Source organism: Polaribacter staleyi (genome assembly GCF_038024045.1).
Taxonomy (GTDB): domain Bacteria; phylum Bacteroidota; class Bacteroidia; order Flavobacteriales; family Flavobacteriaceae; genus Polaribacter; species Polaribacter butkevichii.
In genome coordinates this window covers 2,064,374-2,089,985 of the sequence record NZ_CP150665.1, presented here as the reverse complement: position 1 = coordinate 2,089,985, position 25,612 = coordinate 2,064,374, and the positions used below count along the sequence as shown (strand labels likewise).

The 25,612-nt window shown below is 29.8% G+C and carries 23 protein-coding genes; 5 read left to right on the top strand and 18 right to left on the bottom strand.

The window, feature by feature from the left end; translation table 11 throughout:
• Window positions 1–131 precede the first annotated feature (131 nt).
• The 9 genes from WHD07_RS08870 to WHD07_RS08830 all read right to left on the bottom strand — a co-directional run bounded on the left by WHD07_RS08870 (window position 132) and on the right by WHD07_RS08830 (window position 12,952).
• Window positions 132–635, bottom strand: coding sequence for a DUF3575 domain-containing protein (locus WHD07_RS08870; RefSeq protein WP_343330902.1), 504 nt, complete (start codon window positions 633–635; stop codon window positions 132–134).
• Between the two features lie 58 nt (window positions 636–693).
• On the bottom strand, window positions 694–1,245 hold the full coding sequence (locus WHD07_RS08865) for a DUF3575 domain-containing protein (RefSeq protein ID WP_343330901.1): 552 nt from the start codon (window positions 1,243–1,245) through the stop codon (window positions 694–696).
• A gap of 179 nt (window positions 1,246–1,424) precedes the next feature.
• Window positions 1,425–2,561 carry an efflux RND transporter periplasmic adaptor subunit gene (locus WHD07_RS08860; protein ID WP_343330900.1) on the bottom strand — a complete coding sequence of 379 codons (1,137 nt, stop codon included), beginning with the start codon at window positions 2,559–2,561 and terminating at the stop codon, window positions 1,425–1,427.
• A 2-nt stretch (window positions 2,562–2,563) separates the two neighbouring features.
• Window positions 2,564–6,883, bottom strand: coding sequence for a CusA/CzcA family heavy metal efflux RND transporter (locus WHD07_RS08855; protein ID WP_343330899.1), 4,320 nt, complete (start codon window positions 6,881–6,883; stop codon window positions 2,564–2,566).
• Between the two features lie 68 nt (window positions 6,884–6,951).
• Window positions 6,952–7,338, bottom strand: a complete 387-nt coding sequence (locus tag WHD07_RS08850; RefSeq protein WP_105050116.1) for a hypothetical protein — start codon at window positions 7,336–7,338, stop codon at window positions 6,952–6,954.
• Between the two features lie 255 nt (window positions 7,339–7,593).
• A complete protein-coding gene (locus WHD07_RS08845) occupies window positions 7,594–10,971 on the bottom strand; it encodes a hypothetical protein (RefSeq protein ID WP_343330898.1) in 3,378 nt (1,125 codons plus the stop codon).
• 56 nt (window positions 10,972–11,027) lie between these two features.
• A complete protein-coding gene (locus WHD07_RS08840) occupies window positions 11,028–11,522 on the bottom strand; it encodes a methylated-DNA--[protein]-cysteine S-methyltransferase (RefSeq protein WP_343330897.1) in 495 nt (164 codons plus the stop codon).
• A gap of 1 nt (window position 11,523) precedes the next feature.
• Window positions 11,524–12,195: a hypothetical protein gene (locus WHD07_RS08835; protein WP_146105300.1), complete on the bottom strand. Its 672-nt coding sequence runs from the start codon at window positions 12,193–12,195 to the stop codon at window positions 11,524–11,526.
• Entirely contained in the window at window positions 12,188–12,952 is a 765-nt protein-coding gene (locus WHD07_RS08830; RefSeq protein ID WP_343330896.1) for a TatD family hydrolase, read from the bottom strand. Before WHD07_RS08830 ends, WHD07_RS08835 begins: the two co-directional genes overlap by 8 nt.
• Before the next feature lie 101 nt (window positions 12,953–13,053).
• Between WHD07_RS08830 and WHD07_RS08825 the strand changes: the two genes are divergently transcribed.
• Both WHD07_RS08825 and WHD07_RS08820 read left to right on the top strand, forming a co-directional pair.
• Entirely contained in the window at window positions 13,054–14,412 is a 1,359-nt protein-coding gene (locus tag WHD07_RS08825) for a DEAD/DEAH box helicase (protein ID WP_343330895.1), read from the top strand.
• On the top strand, window positions 14,412–14,777 hold the full coding sequence (locus WHD07_RS08820; RefSeq protein WP_343330894.1) for a Na(+)-translocating NADH-quinone reductase subunit F: 366 nt from the start codon (window positions 14,412–14,414) through the stop codon (window positions 14,775–14,777). Before WHD07_RS08825 ends, WHD07_RS08820 begins: the two co-directional genes overlap by 1 nt.
• 241 nt (window positions 14,778–15,018) lie before the next feature.
• On the opposite strand, the gene WHD07_RS08815 is transcribed toward WHD07_RS08820, so the two are convergent.
• The 3 genes from WHD07_RS08815 to WHD07_RS08805 all read right to left on the bottom strand — a co-directional run bounded on the left by WHD07_RS08815 (window position 15,019) and on the right by WHD07_RS08805 (window position 17,809).
• The gene (locus WHD07_RS08815) at window positions 15,019–15,825 is read right to left on the bottom strand and encodes an Abi family protein (protein ID WP_343330893.1); all 807 of its coding nucleotides are present in this window, start codon (window positions 15,823–15,825) and stop codon (window positions 15,019–15,021) included.
• A gap of 336 nt (window positions 15,826–16,161) precedes the next feature.
• Window positions 16,162–16,881: a 3-ketoacyl-ACP reductase gene (locus WHD07_RS08810; RefSeq protein WP_343330892.1), complete on the bottom strand. Its 720-nt coding sequence runs from the start codon at window positions 16,879–16,881 to the stop codon at window positions 16,162–16,164.
• Between the two features lie 82 nt (window positions 16,882–16,963).
• Complete coding sequence (locus WHD07_RS08805) at window positions 16,964–17,809, bottom strand: OmpA/MotB family protein (RefSeq protein ID WP_343330891.1); 846 nt, start codon at window positions 17,807–17,809, stop codon at window positions 16,964–16,966.
• A gap of 116 nt (window positions 17,810–17,925) precedes the next feature.
• Between WHD07_RS08805 and WHD07_RS08800 the strand changes: the two genes are divergently transcribed.
• Together WHD07_RS08800 and WHD07_RS08795 are read left to right on the top strand one after the other, a co-directional pair.
• Window positions 17,926–18,918 carry an FAD:protein FMN transferase gene (locus tag WHD07_RS08800; protein WP_343330890.1) on the top strand — a complete coding sequence of 331 codons (993 nt, stop codon included), beginning with the start codon at window positions 17,926–17,928 and terminating at the stop codon, window positions 18,916–18,918.
• A gap of 108 nt (window positions 18,919–19,026) precedes the next feature.
• A complete protein-coding gene (locus WHD07_RS08795) occupies window positions 19,027–20,301 on the top strand; it encodes a hypothetical protein (protein ID WP_343330889.1) in 1,275 nt (424 codons plus the stop codon).
• On the opposite strand, the gene WHD07_RS08790 is transcribed toward WHD07_RS08795, so the two are convergent.
• The 6 genes from WHD07_RS08790 to gpmI form a co-directional block, all read right to left on the bottom strand.
• On the bottom strand, window positions 20,298–21,068 hold the full coding sequence (locus tag WHD07_RS08790) for a class I SAM-dependent methyltransferase (protein WP_343330888.1): 771 nt from the start codon (window positions 21,066–21,068) through the stop codon (window positions 20,298–20,300). The two genes, WHD07_RS08795 and WHD07_RS08790, sit on opposite strands and share 4 nt — an antisense overlap.
• 53 nt (window positions 21,069–21,121) lie before the next feature.
• Window positions 21,122–21,496 carry a GxxExxY protein gene (locus WHD07_RS08785; RefSeq protein WP_343330887.1) on the bottom strand — a complete coding sequence of 125 codons (375 nt, stop codon included), beginning with the start codon at window positions 21,494–21,496 and terminating at the stop codon, window positions 21,122–21,124.
• Between the two features lie 97 nt (window positions 21,497–21,593).
• Window positions 21,594–22,397 (bottom strand): type I methionyl aminopeptidase, encoded by an 804-nt coding sequence (gene map / locus WHD07_RS08780; protein ID WP_343330886.1) that lies wholly within the window; start codon window positions 22,395–22,397, stop codon window positions 21,594–21,596.
• A gap of 57 nt (window positions 22,398–22,454) precedes the next feature.
• Window positions 22,455–22,856, bottom strand: coding sequence for a BT0820 family HAD-type phosphatase (locus WHD07_RS08775; protein WP_343330885.1), 402 nt, complete (start codon window positions 22,854–22,856; stop codon window positions 22,455–22,457).
• The gene (locus WHD07_RS08770; protein ID WP_343330884.1) at window positions 22,856–23,398 is read right to left on the bottom strand and encodes a thioredoxin family protein; all 543 of its coding nucleotides are present in this window, start codon (window positions 23,396–23,398) and stop codon (window positions 22,856–22,858) included. Before WHD07_RS08770 ends, WHD07_RS08775 begins: the two co-directional genes overlap by 1 nt.
• Before the next feature lie 15 nt (window positions 23,399–23,413).
• Entirely contained in the window at window positions 23,414–24,931 is a 1,518-nt protein-coding gene (gene gpmI / locus WHD07_RS08765) for a 2,3-bisphosphoglycerate-independent phosphoglycerate mutase (protein WP_343330883.1), read from the bottom strand.
• Between the two features lie 267 nt (window positions 24,932–25,198).
• Between gpmI and WHD07_RS08760 the strand changes: the two genes are divergently transcribed.
• Window positions 25,199–25,585: an ankyrin repeat domain-containing protein gene (locus tag WHD07_RS08760; RefSeq protein ID WP_105050133.1), complete on the top strand. Its 387-nt coding sequence runs from the start codon at window positions 25,199–25,201 to the stop codon at window positions 25,583–25,585.
• Window positions 25,586–25,612 lie beyond the last annotated feature (27 nt).

Here is a 25,612-nt window from a genome sequence, read left to right as displayed (position 1 = left end):
CTGAAAAAGATGCTTTAGAGTGGTTAAAATTAGAAGTATATTGGTAGGTTAATTTAGAGTGAAACATTATGTGAGTCACAAAAAAAAACGCACTCTAGAGTGCGTTTTATAAATTATAAGGTAAGTAATAATTAGAATCTCCAACCAACATTTACACCAATTCTAGGCACTAAAGTAGGAGCGGCGGTACTAAATAAGTTTCTACCAATACCAGCATGTACATCAATAGTTAAACCACTTTCAGCAATATATTTTGTACCAACAGCAACACCTAATGCACCATCTGTATATTTTTCATAAGTAAAGTCGCTACCTCCATTATTAGGTAGTTTTTCTTTTCCCCAATTGATTCCAAAAAAAGCTTCACCAAAAAAGTTCCATTGTTGGTTTGCAGAAAAATAATTACGGTAATAAGGAGTAATTATGGTATTTTCATTGTATCTAAATTTAGCTTCTTGTTTTGCTAAGTTAAAAGCAGTAGAAACACCAAAAGAAGAATTTTCTGTGATGTAGCTTTCATAAGAAAACTCTAAGTTTTTTATAACCAAAGCATCTCCAATATCTAATTTAATTTCTTGTTGAGCATAACTTAAAGAGCTAACTAAAAGTCCGAAAGCTAAAAGTATTTTTTTCATGTTTTTATTTTTTATATCCTTTTATAGAAAGACAAATTTAGTGAATAAGATTGATTTCTTAGAACCTGTAGCCTAAAGATACCCCACCTCTGCCAACAACTTCTAAAGAGCCATTATCTCTACCTAAATTACGGCCTATGCCTAAATAAATTTCTGTAGTAAAGCCTTTTTTAGAAATAAATTTTCCACCAACAGAAATACCAACAGCAAATTCTGTATTTGTTTTATCATTGTGCTGATAATTACCATTAATATAATAGTCGTAATTATTGTTTTCATAAGAATGTAACATCCCAAAACCTTCCACAAAAAAACCTCTTGCAAACTTGCTAGAAAAGTATCTTCTATAATAAGGCGTTAAAGAAAATTTTCTATATTCATCTATATCTTCATTATTGTCAAAACCTACAAGAACACCAACTCCAAAAGATGATTCTTCATTAATTAAATACTCATAAGAAACATCTATCCATTCAAATACTAGAACACCAAAAACATTTAGTTTTACCTCATGTTTTTTGTTAATGTCTTGCGGAAATTTTTCTTCTTTCTCTTGAGAAAAAATAATTAAATTGCTAAATAATAGCACAATTAGGGTAATTCTTTTCATTTTCATCTTTTTTTAAAGTTATGTTGCAAACATATCTTAAAAAAAGTCTAGAATCTAAAAAATAACTTTTAAATTATATGTGTGTTGGATGTCGCTTTTTTAATTTTCATCAAAATAATTTAACATTAGGCTTTATAAAGTATTTTATTTTTATTTAAATGATAAAAAAAAAGTACAATTTATTCACCATTAAAATCATCGGATAGCATAAAATTTCCATTGGTGAGTATTTTTTTATTTTGCAATAAAGTATCATCTACTATTTGTGCGTAGTTTTCATTTTGCAACCCAATGTTTAATTTTGTTTTTTCAAATACATAATAATCATCTTTTTGTTCTTTTAAAACCAACGCAAAATAAACATCTTCACTTTTTTTAATAGCACTTTTTGGTAACGCTATTTCTTTTTTTACATCACAAATAATAGCGGCTTCAATATACATTCCCGAAATAAAATTATTACTTTCTTCATCGTTAATATGTCCATGCACTTTAATGGTTCTATCTGCATTTATAGAAGTACCTACTAAGTGCACTGTTGCTTCATAAGTTTTATCTGATGCTTCTGGAATTTTAAATTCTATTTTTTGATTTTTTTTAATTTTTAAAATATCTTTCTCAAAAACAGATAATTCTAAATGAATATGATCTGTATTTATAATTTCTAATAGTTCGCTAGACGAAGACACAAAAGAGCCATTACTTACATTTACTTTTGTAACATAGCCACTAATTGGTGCGTACAAATTTATGGTAGAGGTTATGTTGCCTTGTTTAACAGAGTTTGGGTTGATATTCATCATTTGTAACTTTTTACCTAATCCGTTATAACTAGCCAAACTAACTTTATAATTACTTTCTGCTTTTAAGTAGTTTTTTTGCGATGTTATTTTTTCATCAAACAAGGTTTTTTGTCTTTGATACTCGTTTTTTAGAAAATTGAGTTGTGCAGAAATTTCTAAATATTCTTGTTGAATTTCAATAAATTCTGTGTTTTTTAAAATGGCCACTAATTGACCTTTTTTAACTTTATCACCAATTAAAAGCGGAATTTTAGTTACGTAACCACCAACAAATGTACTTACGCTAGATTTGTTTTCTGGCGGAACATCAATCATACCATTAACATTTATAACGGTATTAAAAGTTTGTTCTGAAAGCTCACCTAATTGCATGGCTTCACTTTTAAATTGTTGTGTACTAATTTTAATTTGATTGCTAGTTATTGTAGTTTCTTTAACTGTTTCTGTCTTTTGTTCGGTATTTCCACAAGTAAAAAAAAGTAATGAAAATAAGAGTATATATATGTTTTTCATTTTTAAAATGTATTTAAAATAAGATAGTTAATGTTGATAGCCGTTTGATTGTATGCGTTTAAATTGTTTAGGTATGATAGTTCAATATCTTTAGCGGTTTCTATGCTTTGGATGTATTGAAAAAAATCAATTTCACCTTCTTTAAAGGTACGATTGGCTGTTTTTATAATTTCGTTTTTTAGGTTCTTTCCTTGGTTCTCGTAGTAATTTACAGCTTCGTTATATTGATGTAATGTTGCTAAAAGAGCTTTGTACTCGGCTTCTAACTTTATTTTATAATCTTGCTGTTGTTCTAAAATAATGTCCTTAGAAATTTTAGAAGCTTTTATTTTTGAAGTATTTCCCGTAAAAAATAATGGTATTTTTAATCCTATTTGATATCCGCTAACCGTATTTTTTAAGAGGTTATTTGTACCTTGAAAATATTCTAAACTTATATCTGGCAATAAACTTTGCTTTTCTTTTTGATACAAAGCATTTTGATAGTTTTTAGCCTCTTCAAAATATTGAACTCCTAGATTATCTTTGGTAGCTATACTTTGTACATTTAGTTTTTTAAGCGGTTCATCTAAAATATGTAATGTATCTGTTTGTACAATGCTTTTTAATTGTTCGGCAGAAAACACAACTTCTTGCACCGCTTGTTTATAGCTTGTTTCTAACTGTTTTTGTTTAGATTTTGCAGTAATCATTTCTAAATAATTGGTTTCACCTAAATTAAATTTACGTGCCGATTTTTTTGCAAAATCTTGATACAAACTATCTAAAAATCGATACGTTTCAGCTTTATTCTTAGCATAGCTTAGTTGATAATAATGAGCATAAACTGCTTTTTTAATTTGTAAAACTTGAATGTTATAATTAGTTTCTTGGATACTAACTTTTATTTTGTTTACTTTTTTGTCAGCAAAATAAACTGTTGGGAATTTAAAATCTTGGGCAATACCAAATATTTTTAAAGGCAGATTGTTTGTTGCTAAATTGTTTTCGTCATAATTATAGTAAATAGAAGTTTTATCAAAACTAAAAGCATTTCCTATCAAAGCTTTGCTTTCATCAATTTTTAAATTAGAAGCCTTTAAACTTGCATTATTTTTAATAGCCAAAGCCAAGGTTTCTTTAACTGTTAGTTGAGATTGTGCATTTGTATTAGCTACAGATAAAAAACCAATAATAGTAATGATTACTGTTTTATTTATTTTGCGTGATTTTTTTTCTTCAAACCAAGCATATAATACAGGTAAAACAATAAGCGTTAAAATAGTTGCTGTAATTAAACCACCAATAACTACCGTTGCTAAAGGACGTTGAACTTCTGCGCCAGCATTTGTAGAAATGGCCATTGGTAAAAAACCTAAAGCTGCTGCCGCTGCGGTTAATAAAACAGGTCTTAATCGTTCTGCTGTTCCTCGTTTTATGCGTTCTTCAATATTATCCATTCCTTCTTTTTTAAGTTCTTTAAAATGTTCTATTAACACAATTCCATTTAATACGGCAATTCCAAATAATGCAATAAAACCAACACCTGCAGATATACTAAAAGGTAACCCGCGTAACCATAACAATACAACGCCACCTACAGCAGAAAGCGGAATAGCAGAATAGATTAACAACGCTTCTTTTATAGAGCCAAATGCAAAATAGAGTAATAGAAATATTAAGACCAATGCAATTGGTACCGCAATTTTTAAACGAGCCTTGGCACTTTGTAAATTTTCAAATTGTCCGCCATAAGTAATTGTGTAACCAACAGGTAATTTAAGTTTACTATCAATAATAGTTTTAACATCATCTACCACAGATTGTAAATCCCTATTTCTTACGTTAACACCAACCACAATTCTACGTTTGGTGTCGTCTCTAGATATTTTTGCGGGTCCTGTTGTGTATTTAATATCAGCTAATTCGCTTAAAGGAATTTTATTTCCACCAGGAGTATCTACATATAAATGCTGAAGACTAGATAAGTTTTTTCTGTTATTTTTATCTAATCGAATTACTAAGTCAAAACGTTTTTCACCTTCAAAAACATTACCAACTGTACCGCCTGCAAAACCCATAGTTATTAATTGATTTACATCAGAAATATTTAAACCATAACGAGCAATTTTACTTCTATTAAAAGTAACACTCATTTGAGGGAGTCCTTCTACTTTTTCTATAATGATGTCAGATGCTCCTTGTACATCTTTAATAAGCGTTCTTATTTCATCTGCTTTTGTAGCCAAAACAGATAAGTTTTCGCCAAATATTTTGATAGCAACATCGGCTCTAACACCTGTAATTAATTCATTAAAACGCATTTCTATGGGTTGGGTAAATTCTACTTCCATATCCGGAATTATGGCTAAAGCTTCTTTAAATTTATCTGCTAATTGATCTTTACTTTTTGCAGAAACCCATTCGCTTTTTGGTTTTAATTTAATAATTACATCACTTTCTTCCATAGACATTGGGTCTGTTGGTACTTCTGCGGCACCAATTCTACTAACTACTTGGTCTACTTCAGGAAAATTATCTAAAAGAATTTGTTCTATTTTGGTAGTGATTTCAATGGTTTTTCCGAGTGAAGTTCCTGTTTTTAATACAGGTTGAATTACAAAATCTCCTTCATCTAAAGTGGGCACAAATTCTCCACCCATTCTAGTAAACAAAATAATACTTGATATTAATAGGAATCCTGCTAAACCAATAACAATTTTTTTATGTTGTAAAGCCCAGTGTATAGAAGGCTTGTACCATAAATTTAAAATCTTCATTAAACGTACAGAAATATTCTTGTCACTTGGTTTACTCGGTTTTAAAAATAGTGAAGAAACCACCGGTACATAGGTTAAACAAAGTAGCATTGCGCCAACTAATGCAAAGCTAAATGTTAATGCCATGGGTTTAAACATTTTGCCTTCTACACCACTTAAAGATAAAATAGGAATGAAAACAATTAGAATAATTAATTGACCAAAAATGGCAGAATTCATCATTTTTGAAGCACTTTTTAATGTAATTGCATCAATTTCTTCTTGTTTTTCTTCTTTTTTAAGTAATTTTAGTTTGTCGCTCTCACTTATAATTCTAAAAGCTATAAATTCTACAATAATAACCGCACCATCAATAATAATTCCAAAATCGATAGCGCCAAGGCTCATTAAATTTGCATCTATTCCAAAAGTATTCATCAATGAAATAGTAAACAGTAAGCTTAATGGAATAACAGAGGCAACCACTATACCAGAGCGGAGGTTTCCTAATAATAAAACCACTACAAAGATGACAATTAACGATCCTAAAATTAAGTTTTCTGAAACCGTAAATGTGGTTTTATCAATTAACTCACTACGTTCTAAAAATCCGTTAATATAAACACCTTCTGGTAAATTATTTTGTATTGCTTTAACGCGTTCTTTTACGGCATCAATAATTGCTTTAGAGTTACCGTTTTTGAGCATCATAATTTGACCAAGAACTTTTTCTCCTTGACCATTTCCTGTAATGGCTCCAAAACGTGTTGCGCTTCCAAAACCAACTTTGGCAATGTCTTTTATGTAAATTGGAATCCCTTCATTTTTTACCACAATATGACCAACATCTTCCAAAGATTTTATCAAACCTTCTCCACGAATAAAAAAAGCTTGATTTGTTTTTTCAATATAACCACCTCCGGCAACACTGTTGTTTTTTTCTAGTGCGTTGTAAATTTCAGCAACAGAAATATGCATCGCATTTAATTTATTTGGATTGATGGCAACTTCGTATTGTTTTAAAAAACCTCCCCACGTGTTCACTTCAACCACACCAGGAATTCCGGATAATTGACGCTTCACAATCCAATCTTGAATAGTTCTTAGCTCTGTTGCAGAATATCGGTTTTCATAACCCGGTTTTACGTCTAAAATATATTGATAAATTTCACCCAAACCTGTTGTAATTGGCCCCATTTCTGGTGTTCCGAAACCTTGAGGAATTTTTTCTGAAGCAGATTTTATTTTTTCTGCAATAAGTTGTCTGGGTAAATAAGTACCCATATTGTCTTTAAAAACAATGGTTACAACAGACAATCCAAATTTAGAAACAGATCTAATTTCTTCTACACCTGGTAAATTGGCCATTTCTAATTCTACCGGATAGGTAATAAATTGTTCTACGTCTTGTGTAGATAAATTACGTGAAGTAGTAATTACTTGTACTTGGTTATTGGTAATATCTGGAACAGCTCCAATAGGGATTTTGGTTAATGAGAAAATTCCAAAACCGATAATAAAAATAGTGAAAATGAAAATAATCAGCTTATTTTTTAAGCTGAACTTTATAATGTATTCTAACATAATTCATAAAAATTAAGAAATAATAAATGCCTGTTTGTTATAAACAGGATTAAAAATCTAAAATTGAATTATGCGTGTTTGGGTGGTTGAAAAACAGAAGGTTTTTCAATAAAAGAGTAAGATTCTTTGTAATAATATTTTTGTTGAACTTGAATTGGGAGGGTTTCTTTCAATTCAAAAACTTGCGTGTTTAAGGTAAAAACAGTAGGTAAGTGGTTGTGGTTTGCGCAATCTTTTTTAAAAGGTAAATTGCCATGCTCTTTATGTTTTTCTATAGTACCATCATCAAATCCGTAATGCTCCGTTAAAAAATCAATAAAAGAATCTCCGTATGTTTTTTGATGAAATTGAGCGTGTTCTATCAATACATTGATTTTAGAAAAAGTTTCTAAACCAATATTTAAACTCTGTAAGAGAATTAAATTTGATAACAATATTGCTATAAGTTTCATCATTATAGTGCAAATTAAAGCCTTTTTTTTAATTATTTATGAAATAATTGTTACATAAGAAAAAAATTAACATTTTAATAATTTAGTTGATAGTGGCAAAAGGAACCTCTAAAATTGTCATTTCGAAGTATTGAGAAATCTCATAACAGTGATACCACTATACTGACCAAACTTTATGAGATTTCTCTCAAAAGCTCGAAATGACAAAACTGGGCGAAAAACGGCACAATCGTGTCGTTTCGAGGAATTAAGAAGTTTCTAAAAAATAGCTCTCAATTGTACGTTTCCGGTATGTATGGTTTTGGTATTTTCACTCTTTCTACCTAGGTAATTTAAGTTTAGATTTAAAAAAGAATTTAGTTTTTTATTGAATAAAAGATTCCAAGTATAATTTTTTCCTGCTTGTAAACCCTCTAACATTTGGTAGGCAACAGGTGTATTGGTATCTCCTGTAAAATCATTTAAAAATACATTTACATTGGCAGAAATTTGATTCTTTTTACTGTTGATGTAAAAATATTCAATTCCGAATTTCTGTTGTTTTAATAGCTCAAAATCTTGCAACTTATTTTCTTTGTTTTTAAAGTGATAAAAAGCGGTAAGACGATTGTTGTCATTATACAAGAAACTAATTTTAGGCTGAATTTCGTTGGCGTTAATGGTATAATTTCTGTTATTAAAATTCTGAGTTTCTAAATCGTTTTTAGATGTTTTTCCCATCAACTCAAACAGCCAAAAAGAAGCAAACTTATGTGCAAAATCTACTTGGTGTAGTTTAATGTTGTTTTCTTGATTTCCAATAAAGTACTGTTGTTTACTTCTGTTTTTGCCAAAGGTATAAGTAGTGCTATATTTCTGTAGGTTTTTGTTAAAATAAAGGCTGTTTCTAATGTTAAAATTAAGACCTATAAGTTTACTTTCATTAAAATCGAAAGGATTAAAATTAAAGGAATTTCCAATTCTTTGTTGTTCATTTTCTACACTTAAAAAACTCTGATTGTAAAATTTAGAAAGTACTTTTTTAATACCGTTTTTAGAGACCCAAACTCTTGGGTTTAACGTTATAGATTGAGAAAATTTGGCTCTTTGGGTAGCAATAAATTGCAAATTAGGTTTTGGTAAACGTAAATAAGATGCTTGATCTTGAAATTCTGCAATTTCAAACTCATCAAAATCCTTAACGCCATCGTTATTATAATCAATCCAAGTATAATAGCCCAAACCAGGTTCTGTTTGTATATAAATATATTCTTGTCTGGCAATATTACCCGATGAGGTTTCATAAACAGTACCTAAGTTGATAAAATTTTTAAATAATTCTTGATTAAAAACAACTTTAGAATTCAACGATTTTTCGTTCTCAGTAAACTTGTTTTCTGTAAGCCTATAATTGGCAAAAACACTTAAATTAGTTTGTCTGTTTTGTATTATTTTACTGTTGATGTAAAACGTTTTTCTATTGTTAACTTCGGTAAAAGAATTAGATTTTATACTATCATTATTTCGGTAATTAAAACCAACTTTGGCAAAGACACTTGTAGTATCTCCAATACCAAAATAGGTTTCGTATTCTTTAAATTTATGACTTGTATTGATAAATTCTTGCGTTGTAATATCTTTTCTGCTGTTGGTTTCAAAATTGATAAACGCACCCAACCATTTTTTATTGAAATCGTGTTCTATTTTTGCTTTTGCAGTAAAAAAGGCATCGTCTTCTGTAGTTGAGGTGTTTTTTAAAAAACTTCCGTTTATATAAAAAGACGTGTTTTTCAACTTCATTTTAGATTGTAACTCATGTTTGTTTCCAGAAAAAACATCCTTGTAGGTTAAGTTGTTGTATCGATATAAAAGAAAGTCTGTTTTTTTGTTTTGCAAAGAAAGCTCAGATTGAAAGAAACTTTTGGTAGCATTATTGGTTAATAAATTCCAATCTCTATTAAATTCTACAGACTCCCAACGTTGTGCTGTTTTAAAATTATTCTGTACAAACTCATGACTAATATTACTCTGTAATTGCCATTTTTTATCAATTAAGGTTTGTTGCCAATCCACCTTTGTTGCCAATGCTTTATTTTTGGCATCATCTAATGTAGAAAACAGATTTGCATCATTATTACTTAAAGCTACTTCTGTATTAATTGTTGTTTTATTAGAAGGATTATAGGATGATTGCACTATAAATAACTGCGATTTTGTGGGCGGAATTAAACGAATTATGGGCTTGTAGTTTCCTAGGTTTTTACCTACAAACAAAAAAATGTTTCCGATGGCAGTGGTTTTATCTAAAATATAGTCTCCTAAATTGTTGCCAACGTTAGAAAAAGTTACGGTGTATAAATCGTCTGATGTATTAGTAGAATACTCAAAAACTTCTTCGGTACCATTTAAAACTTTTTTGTAAAGAATTTTATTCTCATTAAAAGTGTCTGCATAGGCACTTTCTGCCACCATTAAATCGGTATTATTACCTGCGTTTTCTAAGATTCTTTTTTGTTCTGTAGTTAAACTCTGTTGTACTGGTTGGTTTTTTGCATCATTTTCCGAATAAAAATAACCAGCAATACTAAACTTTTCACTTTCGTAAGAAGCTTCATTATAGGTTACAAATCGGGTGTAGTTTTTTTCGGAATATTGAAAATCAATAGATATTCTCATATCATTGGTTATCGGGTAAGTAGTGTTAAATTCTATTTCACCAAGGTTGTAATCTATTGTATAATCATTCTCTTCTCCACGTTTAATTAAAACTCCATTAATGTACACTTTCTCGCTACCTTCAATAATTAAAATAGCACTTTCATTATTAGCACCTAATATTTTATACGGACCTTGATTTCCTTCTACTCCAGTAATTTTGTAGGTACTAAATCGTCCTCTAACTACTGCTCCAGAAGCGGCTACTTTTAAGTTGTCGTTAATTTGGGCTTGTACCAATAAGCCAGAAACTTGTTTGGTTAATGGTAAAAAATAACTTTTTTTATTTTCTAGTGAAATATCACCAGCTCTTACACGCCAATTATCGGTAAACATTTCAATAAAAATACGATCGAAATCGGTGATGTTTTGCGAATATCCGTTTTCTTGAATAGGAATATTGGTGTCAAAAATATTGGCTCTTAATGTTACGTCTTTAGAGAGTTTACCCGATATTTCTAAATCTAAAGCAGAGTTGGTAACCGCATTCTGATTGTTACCTGTGGTAATGCCTCTACTAATATATCCTTTGGTTTGTAAACCATCAAACAATTTTATTTCTGATGCTTTTTTGTTGGTGGTTAAACTGTATAATTTACCCGTATTTGTACCATTCGGAACCATAAATTTTTCATCGAACGGTGTATATATTTTTGTGATAAAATCTGGTAGACGAAAATATTCGACGGTAATTTCTGTATATTTTTTAGAGTTGATGATTAAAACGGCATTACTAAAATCTACCGTATATTCTGATGAAGGGATTGCCTTTAAAAATGTATTTAAGACTTTAAATTTCTGCGGATTTAAAGCCACAGAGTCTAATTGAATGGTATCCTTTTCAATTAAATATTTTTGAACTCTAAAATCTTTAGATATCGTTTGAGATTGGATTGTAAACCCAATAAAAAGCAATAAGAAAAAGAGAATTCTTTGAATCATAAAAAACTATACGATTTAAACGTAAAAATATGTTTTTTAATGTTTGAATAATAAAATTAAAACAACGATTGTTGTTTTACTGGGTTTTCGTGTGCCAATAACCATTTTTTACGCCAAATTCCGCCTGCATAACCTGTTAAAGAACCATCAGAACCAATAACTCTATGGCACGGAATAATAATCCAAATTGGGTTTTTACCATTTGCAGAGGCAACTGCTCTTATGGCTTTTACATCTCCTAATGCTTTGCTTTGTTCTAAATAGGTTCTTGTTTTATTAAATGGAATATTCAATAATTCTTGCCATACTTTTTTCTGAAATTCTGTTCCTTGCGGATTTAATTTTAAGTCGAAATTATTTCTATCACCAGAAAAATAAGCGTCTAACTGTGTTACACATTCTTGCAAACATTTAGGAATATCAGAATTTGTCACTTCGAGCGCAGTCGAGAAGTCTTCATCCAATACAGAAACAGATTGAATTCCGTTTTCATCACCCACAATTTTTGCGGTTCCTATTGGAGTTTTGTAATATGTGGTTTTTAGGTTCAAATTAATTATAATTTGTATAAGCAGATTTAGTTTGCCTATCTCTGCTTTTGAAATATAAATTATTAAAAATAGGATACTTTTTAGAAATTTTTAATTTAATTGTTTTATTTTTTCTACAATCACTAATCTCTCCACAGCTAAGGCTGTCTTTGTGTAAACGAGTTCTAAAAGAGAATTTTTCATTTCTATATTTATAATTGATGTAGAAATCTGCATATTGATTGCCTTTGAAATATAAGATTTTTGAAATACTTCCTGTGATTGTGTTGCCAAACAATATTAATTCGTGAGGATTTAAGGACTTTTCAGTAATTAATATTCTTGACTCTTCAGGATGTAAAGAATCATATTCAACTGGGTAATATTTACCAATAATAGGTTTACTTAGTCTAACTCTTTTAGGATAGCCATCATATAAAGCATCACTAGTTTTAAATTTTTTAGAGTTTACATTATATTTATAAATTATATTTGATGTTCCAGCATTATTACCACCGTGTCTAATTTTGGTAATAAAACCAACAGTTGTTTTTTTGTTTTTATTAATACCTTCAATTTGGTCATTATTCTTTATTAAAGAAATGATAACTATAATAATTATGATTGGAGTTATAATATAGATGACAAATTTATCTCCAGAAAAATTATTTCTATTTTTAAAAAAATTAAACACCAAAAACATCTTTAGAATTCTGAGTGGTAATTGCGGCAATTTCATCAAAAGAAAGCCCATAAATAGTTACCAATTTATCAACTACATTGGTAATATACGCACTTTCGTTTCTTTTTCCTCTGTAAGGAGTTGGTGCTAAATAAGGCGAATCGGTTTCTAAAACAATGTGTTTTAAATCAATTTCATTTAAAAACTTATCAATCTTACCATTTTTAAAAGTAGCTACACCACCAATACCTAATTTCATGTTATAAGAAACAGCTTGTTTTGCTTGTTCTAAAGTTCCTGTAAAACAGTGAAAAATCCCTCTTAAATCATCACTTTTTTCAGATTCTAAAACTTCAAATACTTCATCAAAAGCATCTCTACAATGAATGTTAATGGGCATTTTTCTTTCCTTTGCCCACTGAATTTGAGTTCTAAAAGCTTCTTGTTGTTCTTTAATAAAACTTTTATCCCAAAATAAGTCCATGCCAATTTCGCCTATGGCGTAAAATTTCTTTTTATCAAGCCATTCTTTAACGTGTGCCAATTCTTCTAAATAGTTTTCACCTACAGAAGTAGGATGTAGGCCCATCATTAAAAAAACATCGTTAGGATACTCTTTTTCTAATTGTAACATAACATCTGTGTAGGTAGAATCTATAGCAGGGATAAAAAAACGACTAACACCAGCGTCTTTAGCGCGTTGCATCATAGCTGCTTGGTCTTCGTTATACTGACTAGAATATAAATGGGTATGTGTATCTGTAATCATTTTGTGTAAAAGTTTCTACTGCAAAACTACTAAATATTCTTAGTGAAAAGGGCTATTGTTTAGCGTTTTATAAAACGTACCTTTGCAGAAAAATATTAAGAATGACTTTTCAAGATTTAGGAATCTCTAATCAATTACAGTATGCTATTGATGATCTGGGTTATGTGAACCCAACACCAATACAAGAACAAGCATTTTCTGTTGTAAGATCGGGGAAAGATGTTGTGGGAATTGCGCAAACAGGTACAGGAAAAACTTTTGCGTACATGATGCCTATTTTGCAAGATTTAAAATATGCTACGCAAAAACACCCAAGAGTATTAATTTTAGTGCCAACGCGTGAGTTGGTTTTACAGGTGGTAGAACAGATAGGACAATTATCTAAATATATTAATACACGTGTTTTAGGGGTGTATGGTGGTGCAAACATCAACACACAAAAACAAGCTATTTTACAAGGACAAGATATTATTGTTGCAACTCCGGGGCGTTTGTATGATTTGGCGTTGAGTAATGCTTTAAAGTTAAAATCTATTCAGAAATTGGTGATTGATGAGGTTGATGTAATGTTAGACCTAGGTTTTCGTTTTCAGTTGATGAACATCTTTGACGTGATACCAGAGAGAAGACAGAATATATTATTTTCTGCAACGATGACAGAAGATGTAGATGCCTTAATTTACGATTTCTTTAAAAATCCAGAAAAAATATCTGTGGCTGTAAGTGGAACGCCGCTAGATAATATTGAGCAAGTTTCTTATAACATTCCTAACTTTTTTACCAAAGTTAATTTGTTACATCATCTTTTAGCAGATAAAGAAACCTATAATAAAGTATTAATTTTTGTTGGTTTTAAGAGAACTGCAGATTTGTTATTTAAACATTTACAAGAAGTGTTTAATGATGAAATGTGTGTGATTCACTCTAATAAAACTCAGAATTATAGAATTCGTTCTATAAAACAGTTTGATGAAGGTAAAAATAGAATCTTATTAGCTACCGATGTAATGGCTCGTGGTTTAGATTTTGATAATGTTTCTCATGTTATTAATTTTGATACACCAGAGTTTCCAGAAAACTATATGCACAGAATTGGTAGAACGGGTCGTGCAGAACGAGCAGGAAAAACCTTACTTTTTTCTACACCAAAAGAGCAAGAAACAAAAGCAAGTATAGAGGCTTTAATGGATTATGAAATTCCGGTTTTAGATTTACCAGAAGAAGTTGAAATTTCTAAGTTATTAACAGAAGATGAACGTCCGAAAGAAGATCAAGGGATTTCTAAGAATAGAACTTCTTTAGAGTATGTTCCTGGAGCTGCATTTCATGAAAAGAGTGAAAAAAACAGTAAAACCAATCAAGGTGGTTCTTATAGGCGAGAAATTGCTGCAAAATATAAGAAACCTAAAACTAGAGGAGATAAAAATTACAACAAACATAACAAGAAAAAGAAAAAGTAATGCAGGTTTTAACAGCACAAGAATTGCATAATTTAGCAATGAATATTGTTGGCGAGAAGCTTATAAAAATGGGGTATGAGTTTCAGGCTATTAATAGTCAGTTAAAAAGACATCCTCAGTTTGTATTATTTAAAAAAGGAGCACCTACTATTTTTGTTTTGGTAAAAGCAACTAATAATATTCAGAATCCAAATGAGTATGATGCCATTTGGATGGAGACTTTTAAAAATCACGCCAAAAAACAGAACGCCAAAGTTTGGTTTGCTGGCGTAGGAATTGCCAACGCAGAAAGTGTTGAAAGTCCGGTTTTTAAAGACCAACCTTACTATGTGGCTTTTGAGAATTTTATTAAGGTGTTGGAGTAAGGTTTGTTTAACGTGTTTGTTTCAGAAAGTAGCGCTGGTTTAAGCAATAAAGTAAGCAAAAAGGCAGAAATTTTTTATACAGGGTATTAGCCACTGGCTTTTTCTTGTATTTTATAAATGAAAAAACCTAGAGCAAGTCTAGGTTTTATTTTCAATATTTTAAAGTGCAGAAACTAAAGCGTGATGAATAGTAGTGCACTGTGAGGCAAAATTACTGCTTTTCTGTTAATATACAAAGTTATTAACAATATTTAATAGAGTTTTTAATAATTCCTTTAATATTTTCGTTATCATCAAAACTTTCAAAAATCTTCGTAATTCTATTATGCATCTCTACTTTTCTATTGTCAGAAATCGTGCCTAAAAAATAATAAATAACTTTTATACAAGAATACATTGAGTTTCTATCATTATTTAAATCTATTTGTGGTAGAACAGAAATACCTTTTGGAGTGTTAAAATCAAATAAAACATCTCCGTGAGCGCAACTGTTTCGAATTAATATAATAGTTTCTATTAGGTTAATGAATTTTTTTATATTCTTAATTCCAAATGATTCAGAAATTCGAGTTTTAATGTTGTCATCTTTTAAGTTTCTATAAATATTTAGAATTGTACCAAATGTGAAAAATTCTAAAGTTTTCCAAGCAGGAGCATATTTGTCATTTATATATTTATCGTGATGTTTTTTAATGGGTTTGTTTAGTTTTATAAATTTACCATTATAAAATTTTGGTAAATTGTCAATTATACTATTATTAACTATAGCTTGGTCAGCAAACCAAGTTGGTGAATCTTTGTATTTATTTGAAACATAATAAACAAGCTTTGTTCTGAAATTTATCTCAATTCTATTGATGTATTTTGCTAAAACATTTCTTAAATCTACATCTAAATAATATAATTTTATAATATCTGAAAATTTTGTTCCTGTTTTGAAATTATGTGATTTGTCTATTTCAAAAGGATTCCAATAAAAACCAAGTCTATAATAGCCAATATCTAAAAGAAATTCCTTAATCTTTTTTTCTTCAAAGTCAAGAATCATTCCTCTCGTCTTGAGTAATTTTATTTGCTCTATTGTATTTGTTGCTTTCTGCCCCATATAGTTTTCGAAAATACAATAATTTACTGATTTTTTCTTTTTTTATATTGAGTGAGTGCTTGTGGTGAACTATAATGATATCGAACGTTTTAATGTTTTATATCAGAAGTTAAACGAAGTTAGTTGATTTTTTTGAGAAAGTAGTCAAGTCGCTAAAAACAAGAAACCATCTTAAAGTGGTTTTAGAATAAGTTTGTAATTATACATACAAACGAGGTATAAAATTGTTGAATAATTACAATTTAATACCTCGTTTTTGTTTAAGTGGTAATTACAATTTTATGGATTAGTAGACCATAAAGAAGCCCCTTTTAGCATGGCTCTTCTTGGTAATTTTAATCCTGCAACAATTAATTCTGCAAAATCATCTGGCTGTAAAACACTGTCTTCAGAGTCTTTGTTTGCAATACCTAGTTCTATAGACATATCAGATGCAATAGTACTAGGTGTTAGTGTGCAAACTCTAATGTTGTTTTTACGGACTTCTTTCATTAAAGATTCCGACATACCAATTACGGCAAATTTAGAGGCAGAATATGCAGATGTGGTTGCATTTCCGTTTAATCCTGCAGTAGATGCAACATTAAAAATATCACCTTCATTTTTAGCTATTAAATAAGGTAATACTTCTTTTGTTACATGATACATCCCCATAACATTGGTTTGTATAATTTGGGTCCACTTACTAACTTCCATATCGTTAAGTGTACCAAAAGCAGCAATTCCTGCATTGTTTACTAAAATATCTACCGTACCAAAAGTTGCTATAATACTTTTAATTCCTTTTTTTACTTCTTCATAATTGCTAACATCAAAAACTGAGTAAGTAGCATTTACCCCAAGGTCTTTTAATTCTGCAACCGTTTCTTTTAAAACCGTTTCTGTTCTACCTGTAATTGCTACATCAATTCCTTCTTTAGCAAATGCTAGTGCAGTTGCTTTTCCAAGACCTCTTCCTCCACCAGTTATAATTGCTTTTTTGTTTTTTAATTTGTCCATTTTGTATATGATAATTAATTTTTTTAAATCAAAAAAACCACCTGAAATTCAGATGGTTTTTAATTGTTATTTCAGCATAAAATTATTCTTTATCTTGCTCTAACAAATCAAAAAATTGATTTAATTTAGGCATGATAATAATTTTTGTTCTTCTGTTTTTTGCTTTGTTAACACTAGAGTCATTTGGCACTAATGGTACATATTGACTTCTACCTGCAGCAATTAATCTTGCTGGTTTAACGCCAAATTTATACTGTAAAACTCTTGTTATAGAAGTAGCTCTTAACACAGATAAATCCCAGTTGTCTTGAATTAAATTTCTTTTGATAGGAGTTGTATCTGTATGTCCTTCAATCATCACTTCCATTTCTGGTTGATCTTTAATTACTTTTGCAATTTTATCTAAAACAGAGTATGCATTTTCGTTTACATTATAACTACCGCTTTTAAATAATAATTTATCAGAAATAGAGATAAACACAACCGTTTTTTCAACATTTACTTCAATGTCTTTATCTTGAATTCCGTCTGTTAAGTTTTTAGTTAAGTGATACTTAATAGCAAGATTTAATGAATCTTTTTGACTCATTGCTTTTCTAATACCATTAATGTATTTGTCTTTTTCACTTAATTGAGAAATAACATTTTTAATGTTATCAGAAGACGATTGAGTTAAAACTGTTAAGTTTTCAACTTGTTTTAAGGCACCTTTTTTATCCTCTTTTAATGTTTTTACCTGTTCTGTTAAGGTAAACACTTTGGTAGATTCTTTTTCGTTTTCAATTAGACACTTTTGTAAACTAGCTTTTGTATCTACTAATTCTGTTTTTGTTTCATTATGTTCTGCTTGTAAAGAAGCAAATTCTTTTTTAGAAACACAAGAACTAACCGTAATAGCAGTTAATAATAAGATTGATATTTTTTTCATTTATAAAAGATTAAATTAAGTTAACAAATTTAACGAATTGTAGTTACAAAAAAGTATTATTATTGATATTTTATGAAAACTTTATGTTCTATTTTTGTAGAAACATTCTATAATTTATGATACTTAAAAATAAAATTATTTTTATCACATTTCTATTGGTTGTTCTTTCTTGTTCTAAGAAAAATGCACCAAAAGATTTTACTTTAAAAGGATATGTTTTTGGAACATCCTATAATATAATCATTTTAGACGCACCTAAGAACTATCAAAAATCTATTGATAGCTTGTTTTTTTTAATGAATAAATCTTTGTCTACCTATATACCTAATTCAAATATTTCTAAAATTAATAAAGGAGATTCTACCGTAGTTGTAGACGATTTATTTTTAGAAGTTTTTAAAAAATCCAAAAGAATTTATAAAGAAACCGATGGATATTTTGATCCGACCGTTGGTAATCTTGTAAATGCTTGGGGTTTTGGGCCCAAAAAGGAAAAAATAAATTTAACAGCAGATCAGGTAGCAAAAGAAATGCAATATGTTGGTTTAGATAAAGTATCAATTGTTGATGGTAAAGTAAAAAAACAAGATGTTGATATTTATTTAGATTTTAATTCTATTGCTAAAGGATTTGGAATTGATGTGGTTGCTCGTTTTTTAGATCGTAAAAACATAGCGAATTATTTAATAGAAATTGGTGGTGAAATTAGAGCAAAAGGAGTAAAAAAGGAAAATCATCCGTGGGTTATTAAATTGGTAGATCCTATAAAAAAAGATAGTATAAAAGGGTTTCGAAATATCAATTTATCTAATAAATCTATGGCTACATCGGGCAATTATAGAAAATTTAGAGTTACCAAAGATGGTCAAAAGTATGTGCATACAGTAAATCCTAAAACGGGGTATGCAATAGAAAGTAACTTACTAAGTGCTTCAGTAATAGCTAACTTAGATTGTGCGGATACAGATGCGTATGCTACCGCTTTTATGGCTATGGGACTCAATAAAGCTAAGGAGTTTTTGATAAATCATAAAAATATAGATGCTATTTTATTATATATTGATGAAAAAGGAAAATTAAAGGAATATAAGACAAATGCCTATAAGTAGTGAGTTTTTAATGCTATCTTTTTATTATATTGCATTTTATAACTTAGATCGTTTAGTATTATTATGAGAAAATTACTTCTAACACTTTTATGCTTATTCACGTTTACATTGTCAAACGCTCAATCAAATCAAGACATCGCTAATGTGTACATAAAAAGAGCAAAAGAAGCTATAGAAACAAGTATTAACTATAAAGAAGCTTTGGTGCAGTTTAACAAAGCTTTAAAGTTTATGGACACCATAAGTGATAGAAATGTGGCTTCTTTAGCATCCTTAATCTATTATGAAAATCATTTGTATCAAAGTACAGAAAAAGAACGATTAGCTTTTTTAAATACATCTGAATCTTATAGTAGACAATATTTTTTACTTGCCATTGATAAAACTTCTGAAGAATATGCATCTAATTTAGAGAATCTTATTTTGATAAAGGAAACTATAGAAGAGTTAGAAATTAAGGTAAAGAAACAAGAAGATGAGCGTATTAGAAAAGAAAAAGAGCATAAAAAAATAGACTCACTTAAAGCTATTTGGAATAGAAAATCTGAAACTTTATCATTAAGGGTTGACAGTATTTATAATTTTAATGCAAACCATATTGCGTTATATACAAAAGGAGGGAATTTTGGTGTTATAGATGATAGAGGTAGAATTCTTTTAGAGGCTTCAATATATAAAGACGCTATAAATTCTGAGGGTTTTATTTTATTGAAAAATAAGAAAGAAGAACCAACTAAAATTTATTGTTTTAATACGAATGATAAAAATGGTTTTCTCTTGCCAGATGTTTCTGAGTTTAACGCTACTGCCACTCATTATGGTAAATTGATGTTACCAAGAGGAAATGGGAGATTGGTTACGTACCCTAACAATTCTAATGAACCAATGGTGTATGATTTAAATGTAAAGAAAATAGTTAGAGTTTCTGATAATACAGAATTATTTAAATCCTTAAAAAAGGATGATATCATAGATAAATACAATAAAGATGGTGAGGTTAAGGTACATAAAGAATGGTATTTATTTGGAGGAGATTTAGGTGGTAAGATATATCCATTATATACAGAAAACATGTACGATGTACATTCTTTTTTATGTGCTGCTAGTGGTAAGTTATTAAGTGCAGAATCGGGTTATGAATATATTGGTGCTTTTTATGAAGATAAGAGCCAGGTAATTAAAAAAGACAAAGTTATTTGGATAGACCAAGAAGGAGCAAAAGTAAGTGCTGTAAAAGATGCTTATAAAAATTATAAGGGAGACTCTAAAGTGGTTAAATTAGAGGCAGGGATATATCAAATTTTAAGAAATGATGTAATTGTTTTGGGTGATGAAGAATTAGAGAAAATGGGAGAGTTTTTAAGAAAACATAAAGGCAATTAATTCTTATAACATACCGGAAGAATTTCATGTTGCATTAAACAAAATCGTTCTAGTTTTTCTGGAGCGATTTTTTTTGTGTAATCAATTTCATCAACGCTAAAACCTATAGAACGTAATTTATCAAAATAATCTCTACCGTAAACTCTAACATGATCATATTGTCCAAATATTTTGGCACGTTCTTTTTTATCTGTTATAGAATTGTCTTCAAATGTTTTTTCTCTTGATAAGTCTTGCGGAATTTGAAAAATACCAAATCCGCCTTTTTTCATCACTCTAAACAACTCTTGCATTGCTTTAGTATCGTCTGTAATGTGTTCTAATACGTGGTTACAGAAAATAACATCAAAAGAGTTGTCATCAAAAGGCAAGTCGCAAATATCTGCTTTTACGTCTGCAATTGGTGACTCTAAATCTGATGTTGTGTATGCTAAGTTTTTTTGTTTTCTAAAAATGTCTAAAAAACACTGCTCAGGTGCAATATGTAAAGTCTTTAGTTTTTCTTTGGATGTAAAAAAAGAAGTTTCATCTCTTAAAAATAACCACATTAAACGATGTCTTTCTAAAGATAGGGTAGAAGGAGAAAGTGCATTTTCTCGCTGTTTGCCATATCCGTATGGTAAAAATTTACGAAAACTTTTACCATCTATTGGATCTGTAAATTTATCGCCTTTTAAAGAAAAAGCAATGATTGGCCTTACTAGATAACTAGCTTTTATTAACCAAGGTCTTGGTATGGTATTTAATATGGATTTAAAGAGTTTCATGGTTGTTGTGCCACAGAGATTCGCAGAGAATTTTCACAGAGAATCACAGCGTTTTAAATTGTGTTTATAAAACGTTTTAATCCGTTTTTTAATAGTTTTGTATGGAAATTAATTAATAATCCTAATGGGTAATTGCCTAATTTCATATATGTTAAAATTTGGGCAGAATGAACATCTGTTAAAGACTCTACCGTTTTTAGTTCTAAAACTATTTTATCTTCAACCAATAAATCAATTCTATAACCGTGATCTAATTTTATTTCTTTATATATTATTGGTAGTGAAACTTCCTTTTTTACGTTTAAACCTAGATTTTTTAGTTCAAAGAATAAACACTCTTGATAAGCAGATTCTAACAAACCTGGCCCAAGAGTTTTATGAACTTCAATAGCTGCACCAATAATCTTTTCTGTTATTTTATTATCCATAGTTTATTTACGAAATGGTTTTATAATATAAACAATTTCTCTGTGAAACTCTTTTACATCATAATAAAATAAACTCTGTGAATCTCAGTGTAAATACTTATTGTCTAAATTCATCCTCCTCATCAGTAACAATACCTAAAGCGTCATGTACGTATTTAAAGGTTGATAACAATTCAGGTTTGCCATTAACAATAGCAACATCGTGTTCAAAATGAGCAGAAGGTTTGTTATCTAAAGTAGTAATGGTCCAACCATCAGCATGTTGTCTAATTTTTTGAGTCCCCATATTTGTCATTGGTTCTATGGCAACAACCATTCCTTCAATAAATTTCTTTCCTCTTCCTCTTTTTCCGTAGTTTGGCATTTCTGGATCTTCATGCATTTCTCTTCCTAAACCATGACCAACCAATTCTCTTACAACTCCGTAACCATGATCTTCAGTAAATTTCTGAATTGCATATCCTACATCACCAACTCTATTACCTGCTTTAAATTCGCGAATACCAACATATAAACTAGCTCTTGTTACCTCTAAAAGTTTTTTAGTTTCTTCGGCAATTTCTCCAACGGCAAATGTGTAGGCATGGTCTCCATGAAAACCATTTTTATAAGCTCCACAATCTATAGAAATAATATCACCTTCTACTAGTGGTGTTTTATTTGGTATACCGTGTACAACTTGAGAGTTAGGGCTCATACAAAGTGAGTTTGGAAAATCATATAATCCTAAAAAACCTGGTACAGCACCTTCAGATCTAATAAAGTCTTCGGCAAGTTTGTCTAAATACAAAGTGGAAACCCCAGGTTTTACTTCTTTAGCGAGCATACCTAATGTTCTAGAAACTATTAAAGCACTTTCGCGCATAAGTTCTATTTCTTCTCTTGTTTTTATCTTAATCATGTTAAAAAAATTGAAAAGCAAAGTTACTATATTTTAGGCGAAAATAGGAGTGTTTATCTATTTGAAAAAAGAGAAAAATCCTTTCTTCTTTTTTTTAGGTGGTTCGTAATTAAAGATAGATTTATAGATGGCTGTCCATCCTAAAAAACCGCCAACATTTCTATCGTCTATAAATAAGTCGGCATGAATTTTACGACTGTATTTTTCGTCAAAAACTTCTTCTGGAAAATTCTTATTTACGGCATAGAATTCAAGATTGTTTTCTTTACAAAAAGCAACAGCTTCATCGAGTTTTTTTCCATGTCTGTAAGTCCAAAGAATTAATCGATGGCCTTGAGATTGTAGTTTTTTTAACGTATGAAAGGCAAAGATTAACTCTTTGCCTATTTTTGGGTATGCATCTTCTACAATGGTGCCGTCAAAATCTACGGCTATAATTAAAGGGTTTTCTGGCAGCATTAATGGTCGTAAGAATGTTTAAATAGATCACCTGAAACAATTTTTAGCATGTCTTTTTCTAAAGATTCACGAGCATACTCAACATATCTACCAATTTCTTTTCCTTTTTTATAAAAGATAAAAGTAGGTACTCTTTTTATATTGAAACCTTCTTGTAAATTATCTGGTGTTTTTTTACTTCTGTTTACGGTAATTAGTTCAAAATTATTTAAATCAAAATCTGCTTGTTCTAAGATTTTAAAAAAACGCGGAGTTTCTCTTTTGCTGTCTCCACACCAAGTACCCATAAAACCTTTAACTGTAACTCCTTTTAATTCTTTTTTAAGAGAAGCAATAGTTTGGGCATCTGGAGTATAAGTATCAAACTTTTGATCAAACCAAGTTTTGTAAGGAGCTTGTTGAAAAGAGGCTTTATTTGCCAATCCAATTAAATCTCCTCTTTGGTTTTTTACTGCAGTTGCTTTTTTTGCTTCAGTTGCTTTTTGTTGTACGTTGCAAGATGCAAGTACAACAAAGCAAGCTAATAAAAAGAGTTTTTTCATTCTAAAAAGATTAATTTATAATAATGAATGTTGTGTCATTTCTTTAGGTTGTTCTAATCCCATTAAATCTAAGATTGTCGGTGCGATATCACCTAAAACACCACTGTTTACCGATTTTATTTCCTTATCAATTAAAATAAAAGGAACAGGGTTTGTTGTGTGAGCAGTATGAGGAGAACCATCAGGATTCATCATTGTTTCACAGTTACCATGATCTGCAATTAATAAAATAGAGTAGCCGTTATCTAAACCAGTTTCTATTACTTCTTTGGCACAAATATCTACAGCTTCACAAGCTTTTATAGCAGCTTCCATAATACCTGTATGACCAACCATATCTCCATTGGCAAAATTTAAACAAACAAAATCAGCTTCACCTTTCTTTAAATCTTCACATAAGGCATCTTTTAATTCGTACGCAGACATTTCTGGTTTTAAATCATAAGTTGCTACTTTTGGTGAGTTTCTTAAAATTCTAGATTCCCCTTCAAAAGGTTCTTCTTGCCCTCCAGAAAAGAAAAATGTAACGTGAGGATATTTTTCTGTTTCTGCAATTCTAATTTGCTTTTTACCTGCTTTAGATAAAACTTCACCTAAAGTATTTTTAATATTATCTGTGTTATAAATAACGTTTATTCCTTTAAAACTTTCATCATATAGCGTGATGGTTGTATAATAAAGGTCTAATTTTTTCATTCCAAATTCTGGAAAATCATTCTGAGATAAAGCATTTGTTAACTCTCTTCCTCTATCTGTTCTGTAGTTAAAGAATAATACTACATCACCTTCTTTAATTTGTGATTTAGGAGAACCATCTTCATTAGTTACAATGATAGATTTATGAAATTCATCTGTAATTCCGTCTTCATAGTTTTTGTTCATCACTGCAATAGCATCTGTAGTTTTAGTACCAGCACCATTTACAATACCATCATAGGCTTCTTTTACACGTTCCCATCTATTATCTCTATCCATAGCGTAATAACGTCCGGTTACAGAAGCTAATTCTCCTGTACTTTCTTTCATATATTCTTGAATGTCGTTAATAAAATAAGTTCCAGATTTTGGGTCACAATCTCTACCATCTGTAAAGGCGTGTAAGTACACATTGCCTATTTCATTTTCTTTAGCAACATCTAACAATCCTTTTAGGTGATCTATGTGTGCATGTATTCCTCCATTAGAAAGTAATCCTAATAAATGAACATCCTTTTTATTGTCTTTGGCATATTTAAAAGTATCTAGTAATACTTTTTCTTTACCTAAGGTTTTTTCTCTTACCGCTTTGTTAATACGAGCTAAGTTTTGATAAACAATTCTTCCGGCTCCTAAGTTCATGTGTCCAACTTCAGAATTTCCCATTTGTCCTTCTGGCAAACCAACATGTTCTCCATCTGTCCTTAATTGAGCATTTGGGTACTTCTCATATAAACCGTTAATAAAAGGTGTTTTTGCATTGTAAATAGCAGATACTTTAGGGTCTTGTGTAATTCCCCAACCATCCAAAATCATAAGGATAACTTTCTTGTTCATTGTCTTAAAATTGAACAGTAAAATTAAGAAATATTTTATCGTTTTTATTGATTTTATCAATTTTTTACGAAACCGATAACGTAAATAAACTTTATAAATTTAGAAAAAATAGTAGGTGAGTAGAATTTAACGGTTATTAAGTTTTTCTTGGTAAATGCTATTTGTTAAATACTTGTTAATTGCTATTGGTTGTTGAAACATTATAAATGATTGGTAGTCTTTTAAGTATAATAACCGAATTAATTATAAACCCAAAACTTATTTATTATGAAAAAATTAATCTTACCATTATTATTTTGTCTTTTTGCTTTCGGATCTGTAAAAGCAACAACCTCAGAGAGTTTAAATTATAAAGAAGCAGTAATAATTAAATCTAATTATAATGTTAGTGCTTTTTTTAAGTTAATACAAATGGGGAATTATGAAGCTGTAAAAGCTTTAATAGAAACTGGAGAAAATGTAAACAAAAAATCGAACGGTTTAACTCCCTTAATGTTTGCTGCAAGGTATAATAAGGCCAAAATTGCCAAACTTTTAATAGAAAATGGAGCAAAATTAAAGACAAAATCAGACAGAGGAAACATGACAGCATTAGATATGGCAAAAAGATCGAATGCAATAGATGCTATAAAAGTTATTAAAGAAGCTCTATAATATTGATATTTGAATTAATTAATATGT

Excerpts from the sequence above, each read along its gene's own strand:
- WHD07_RS08850 (WP_105050116.1), bottom strand. The coding sequence starts at position 7,338 with ATGATGAAACTTATAGCAATATTGTTATCAAATTTAATTCTCTTACAG.
- WHD07_RS08775 (WP_343330885.1), bottom strand. The coding sequence starts at position 22,856 with ATGCTGCCAGAAAACCCTTTAATTATAGCCGTAGATTTTGACGGCACC.
- WHD07_RS08820 (WP_343330894.1), top strand. The coding sequence starts at position 14,412 with ATGCAGGTTTTAACAGCACAAGAATTGCATAATTTAGCAATGAATATT.
- WHD07_RS08860 (WP_343330900.1), bottom strand. The coding sequence starts at position 2,561 with ATGAAAAACATATATATACTCTTATTTTCATTACTTTTTTTTACTTGT.
- WHD07_RS08785 (WP_343330887.1), bottom strand. The coding sequence starts at position 21,496 with ATGGATAATAAAATAACAGAAAAGATTATTGGTGCAGCTATTGAAGTT.
- WHD07_RS08800 (WP_343330890.1), top strand. The coding sequence starts at position 17,926 with ATGATACTTAAAAATAAAATTATTTTTATCACATTTCTATTGGTTGTT.
- WHD07_RS08810 (WP_343330892.1), bottom strand. The coding sequence starts at position 16,881 with ATGGACAAATTAAAAAACAAAAAAGCAATTATAACTGGTGGAGGAAGA.
- WHD07_RS08865 (WP_343330901.1), bottom strand. The coding sequence starts at position 1,245 with ATGAAAAGAATTACCCTAATTGTGCTATTATTTAGCAATTTAATTATT.
- WHD07_RS08825 (WP_343330895.1), top strand. The coding sequence starts at position 13,054 with ATGACTTTTCAAGATTTAGGAATCTCTAATCAATTACAGTATGCTATT.
- WHD07_RS08855 (WP_343330899.1), bottom strand. The coding sequence starts at position 6,883 with ATGTTAGAATACATTATAAAGTTCAGCTTAAAAAATAAGCTGATTATT.
- WHD07_RS08790 (WP_343330888.1), bottom strand. The coding sequence starts at position 21,068 with ATGAAACTCTTTAAATCCATATTAAATACCATACCAAGACCTTGGTTA.
- WHD07_RS08845 (WP_343330898.1), bottom strand. The coding sequence starts at position 10,971 with ATGATTCAAAGAATTCTCTTTTTCTTATTGCTTTTTATTGGGTTTACA.
- WHD07_RS08760 (WP_105050133.1), top strand. The coding sequence starts at position 25,199 with ATGAAAAAATTAATCTTACCATTATTATTTTGTCTTTTTGCTTTCGGA.
- WHD07_RS08770 (WP_343330884.1), bottom strand. The coding sequence starts at position 23,398 with ATGAAAAAACTCTTTTTATTAGCTTGCTTTGTTGTACTTGCATCTTGC.
- WHD07_RS08815 (WP_343330893.1), bottom strand. The coding sequence starts at position 15,825 with ATGATTCTTGACTTTGAAGAAAAAAAGATTAAGGAATTTCTTTTAGAT.
- map (WP_343330886.1), bottom strand. The coding sequence starts at position 22,397 with ATGATTAAGATAAAAACAAGAGAAGAAATAGAACTTATGCGCGAAAGT.
- gpmI (WP_343330883.1), bottom strand. The coding sequence starts at position 24,931 with ATGAACAAGAAAGTTATCCTTATGATTTTGGATGGTTGGGGAATTACA.
- WHD07_RS08830 (WP_343330896.1), bottom strand. The coding sequence starts at position 12,952 with ATGATTACAGATACACATACCCATTTATATTCTAGTCAGTATAACGAA.
- WHD07_RS08805 (WP_343330891.1), bottom strand. The coding sequence starts at position 17,809 with ATGAAAAAAATATCAATCTTATTATTAACTGCTATTACGGTTAGTTCT.
- WHD07_RS08870 (WP_343330902.1), bottom strand. The coding sequence starts at position 635 with ATGAAAAAAATACTTTTAGCTTTCGGACTTTTAGTTAGCTCTTTAAGT.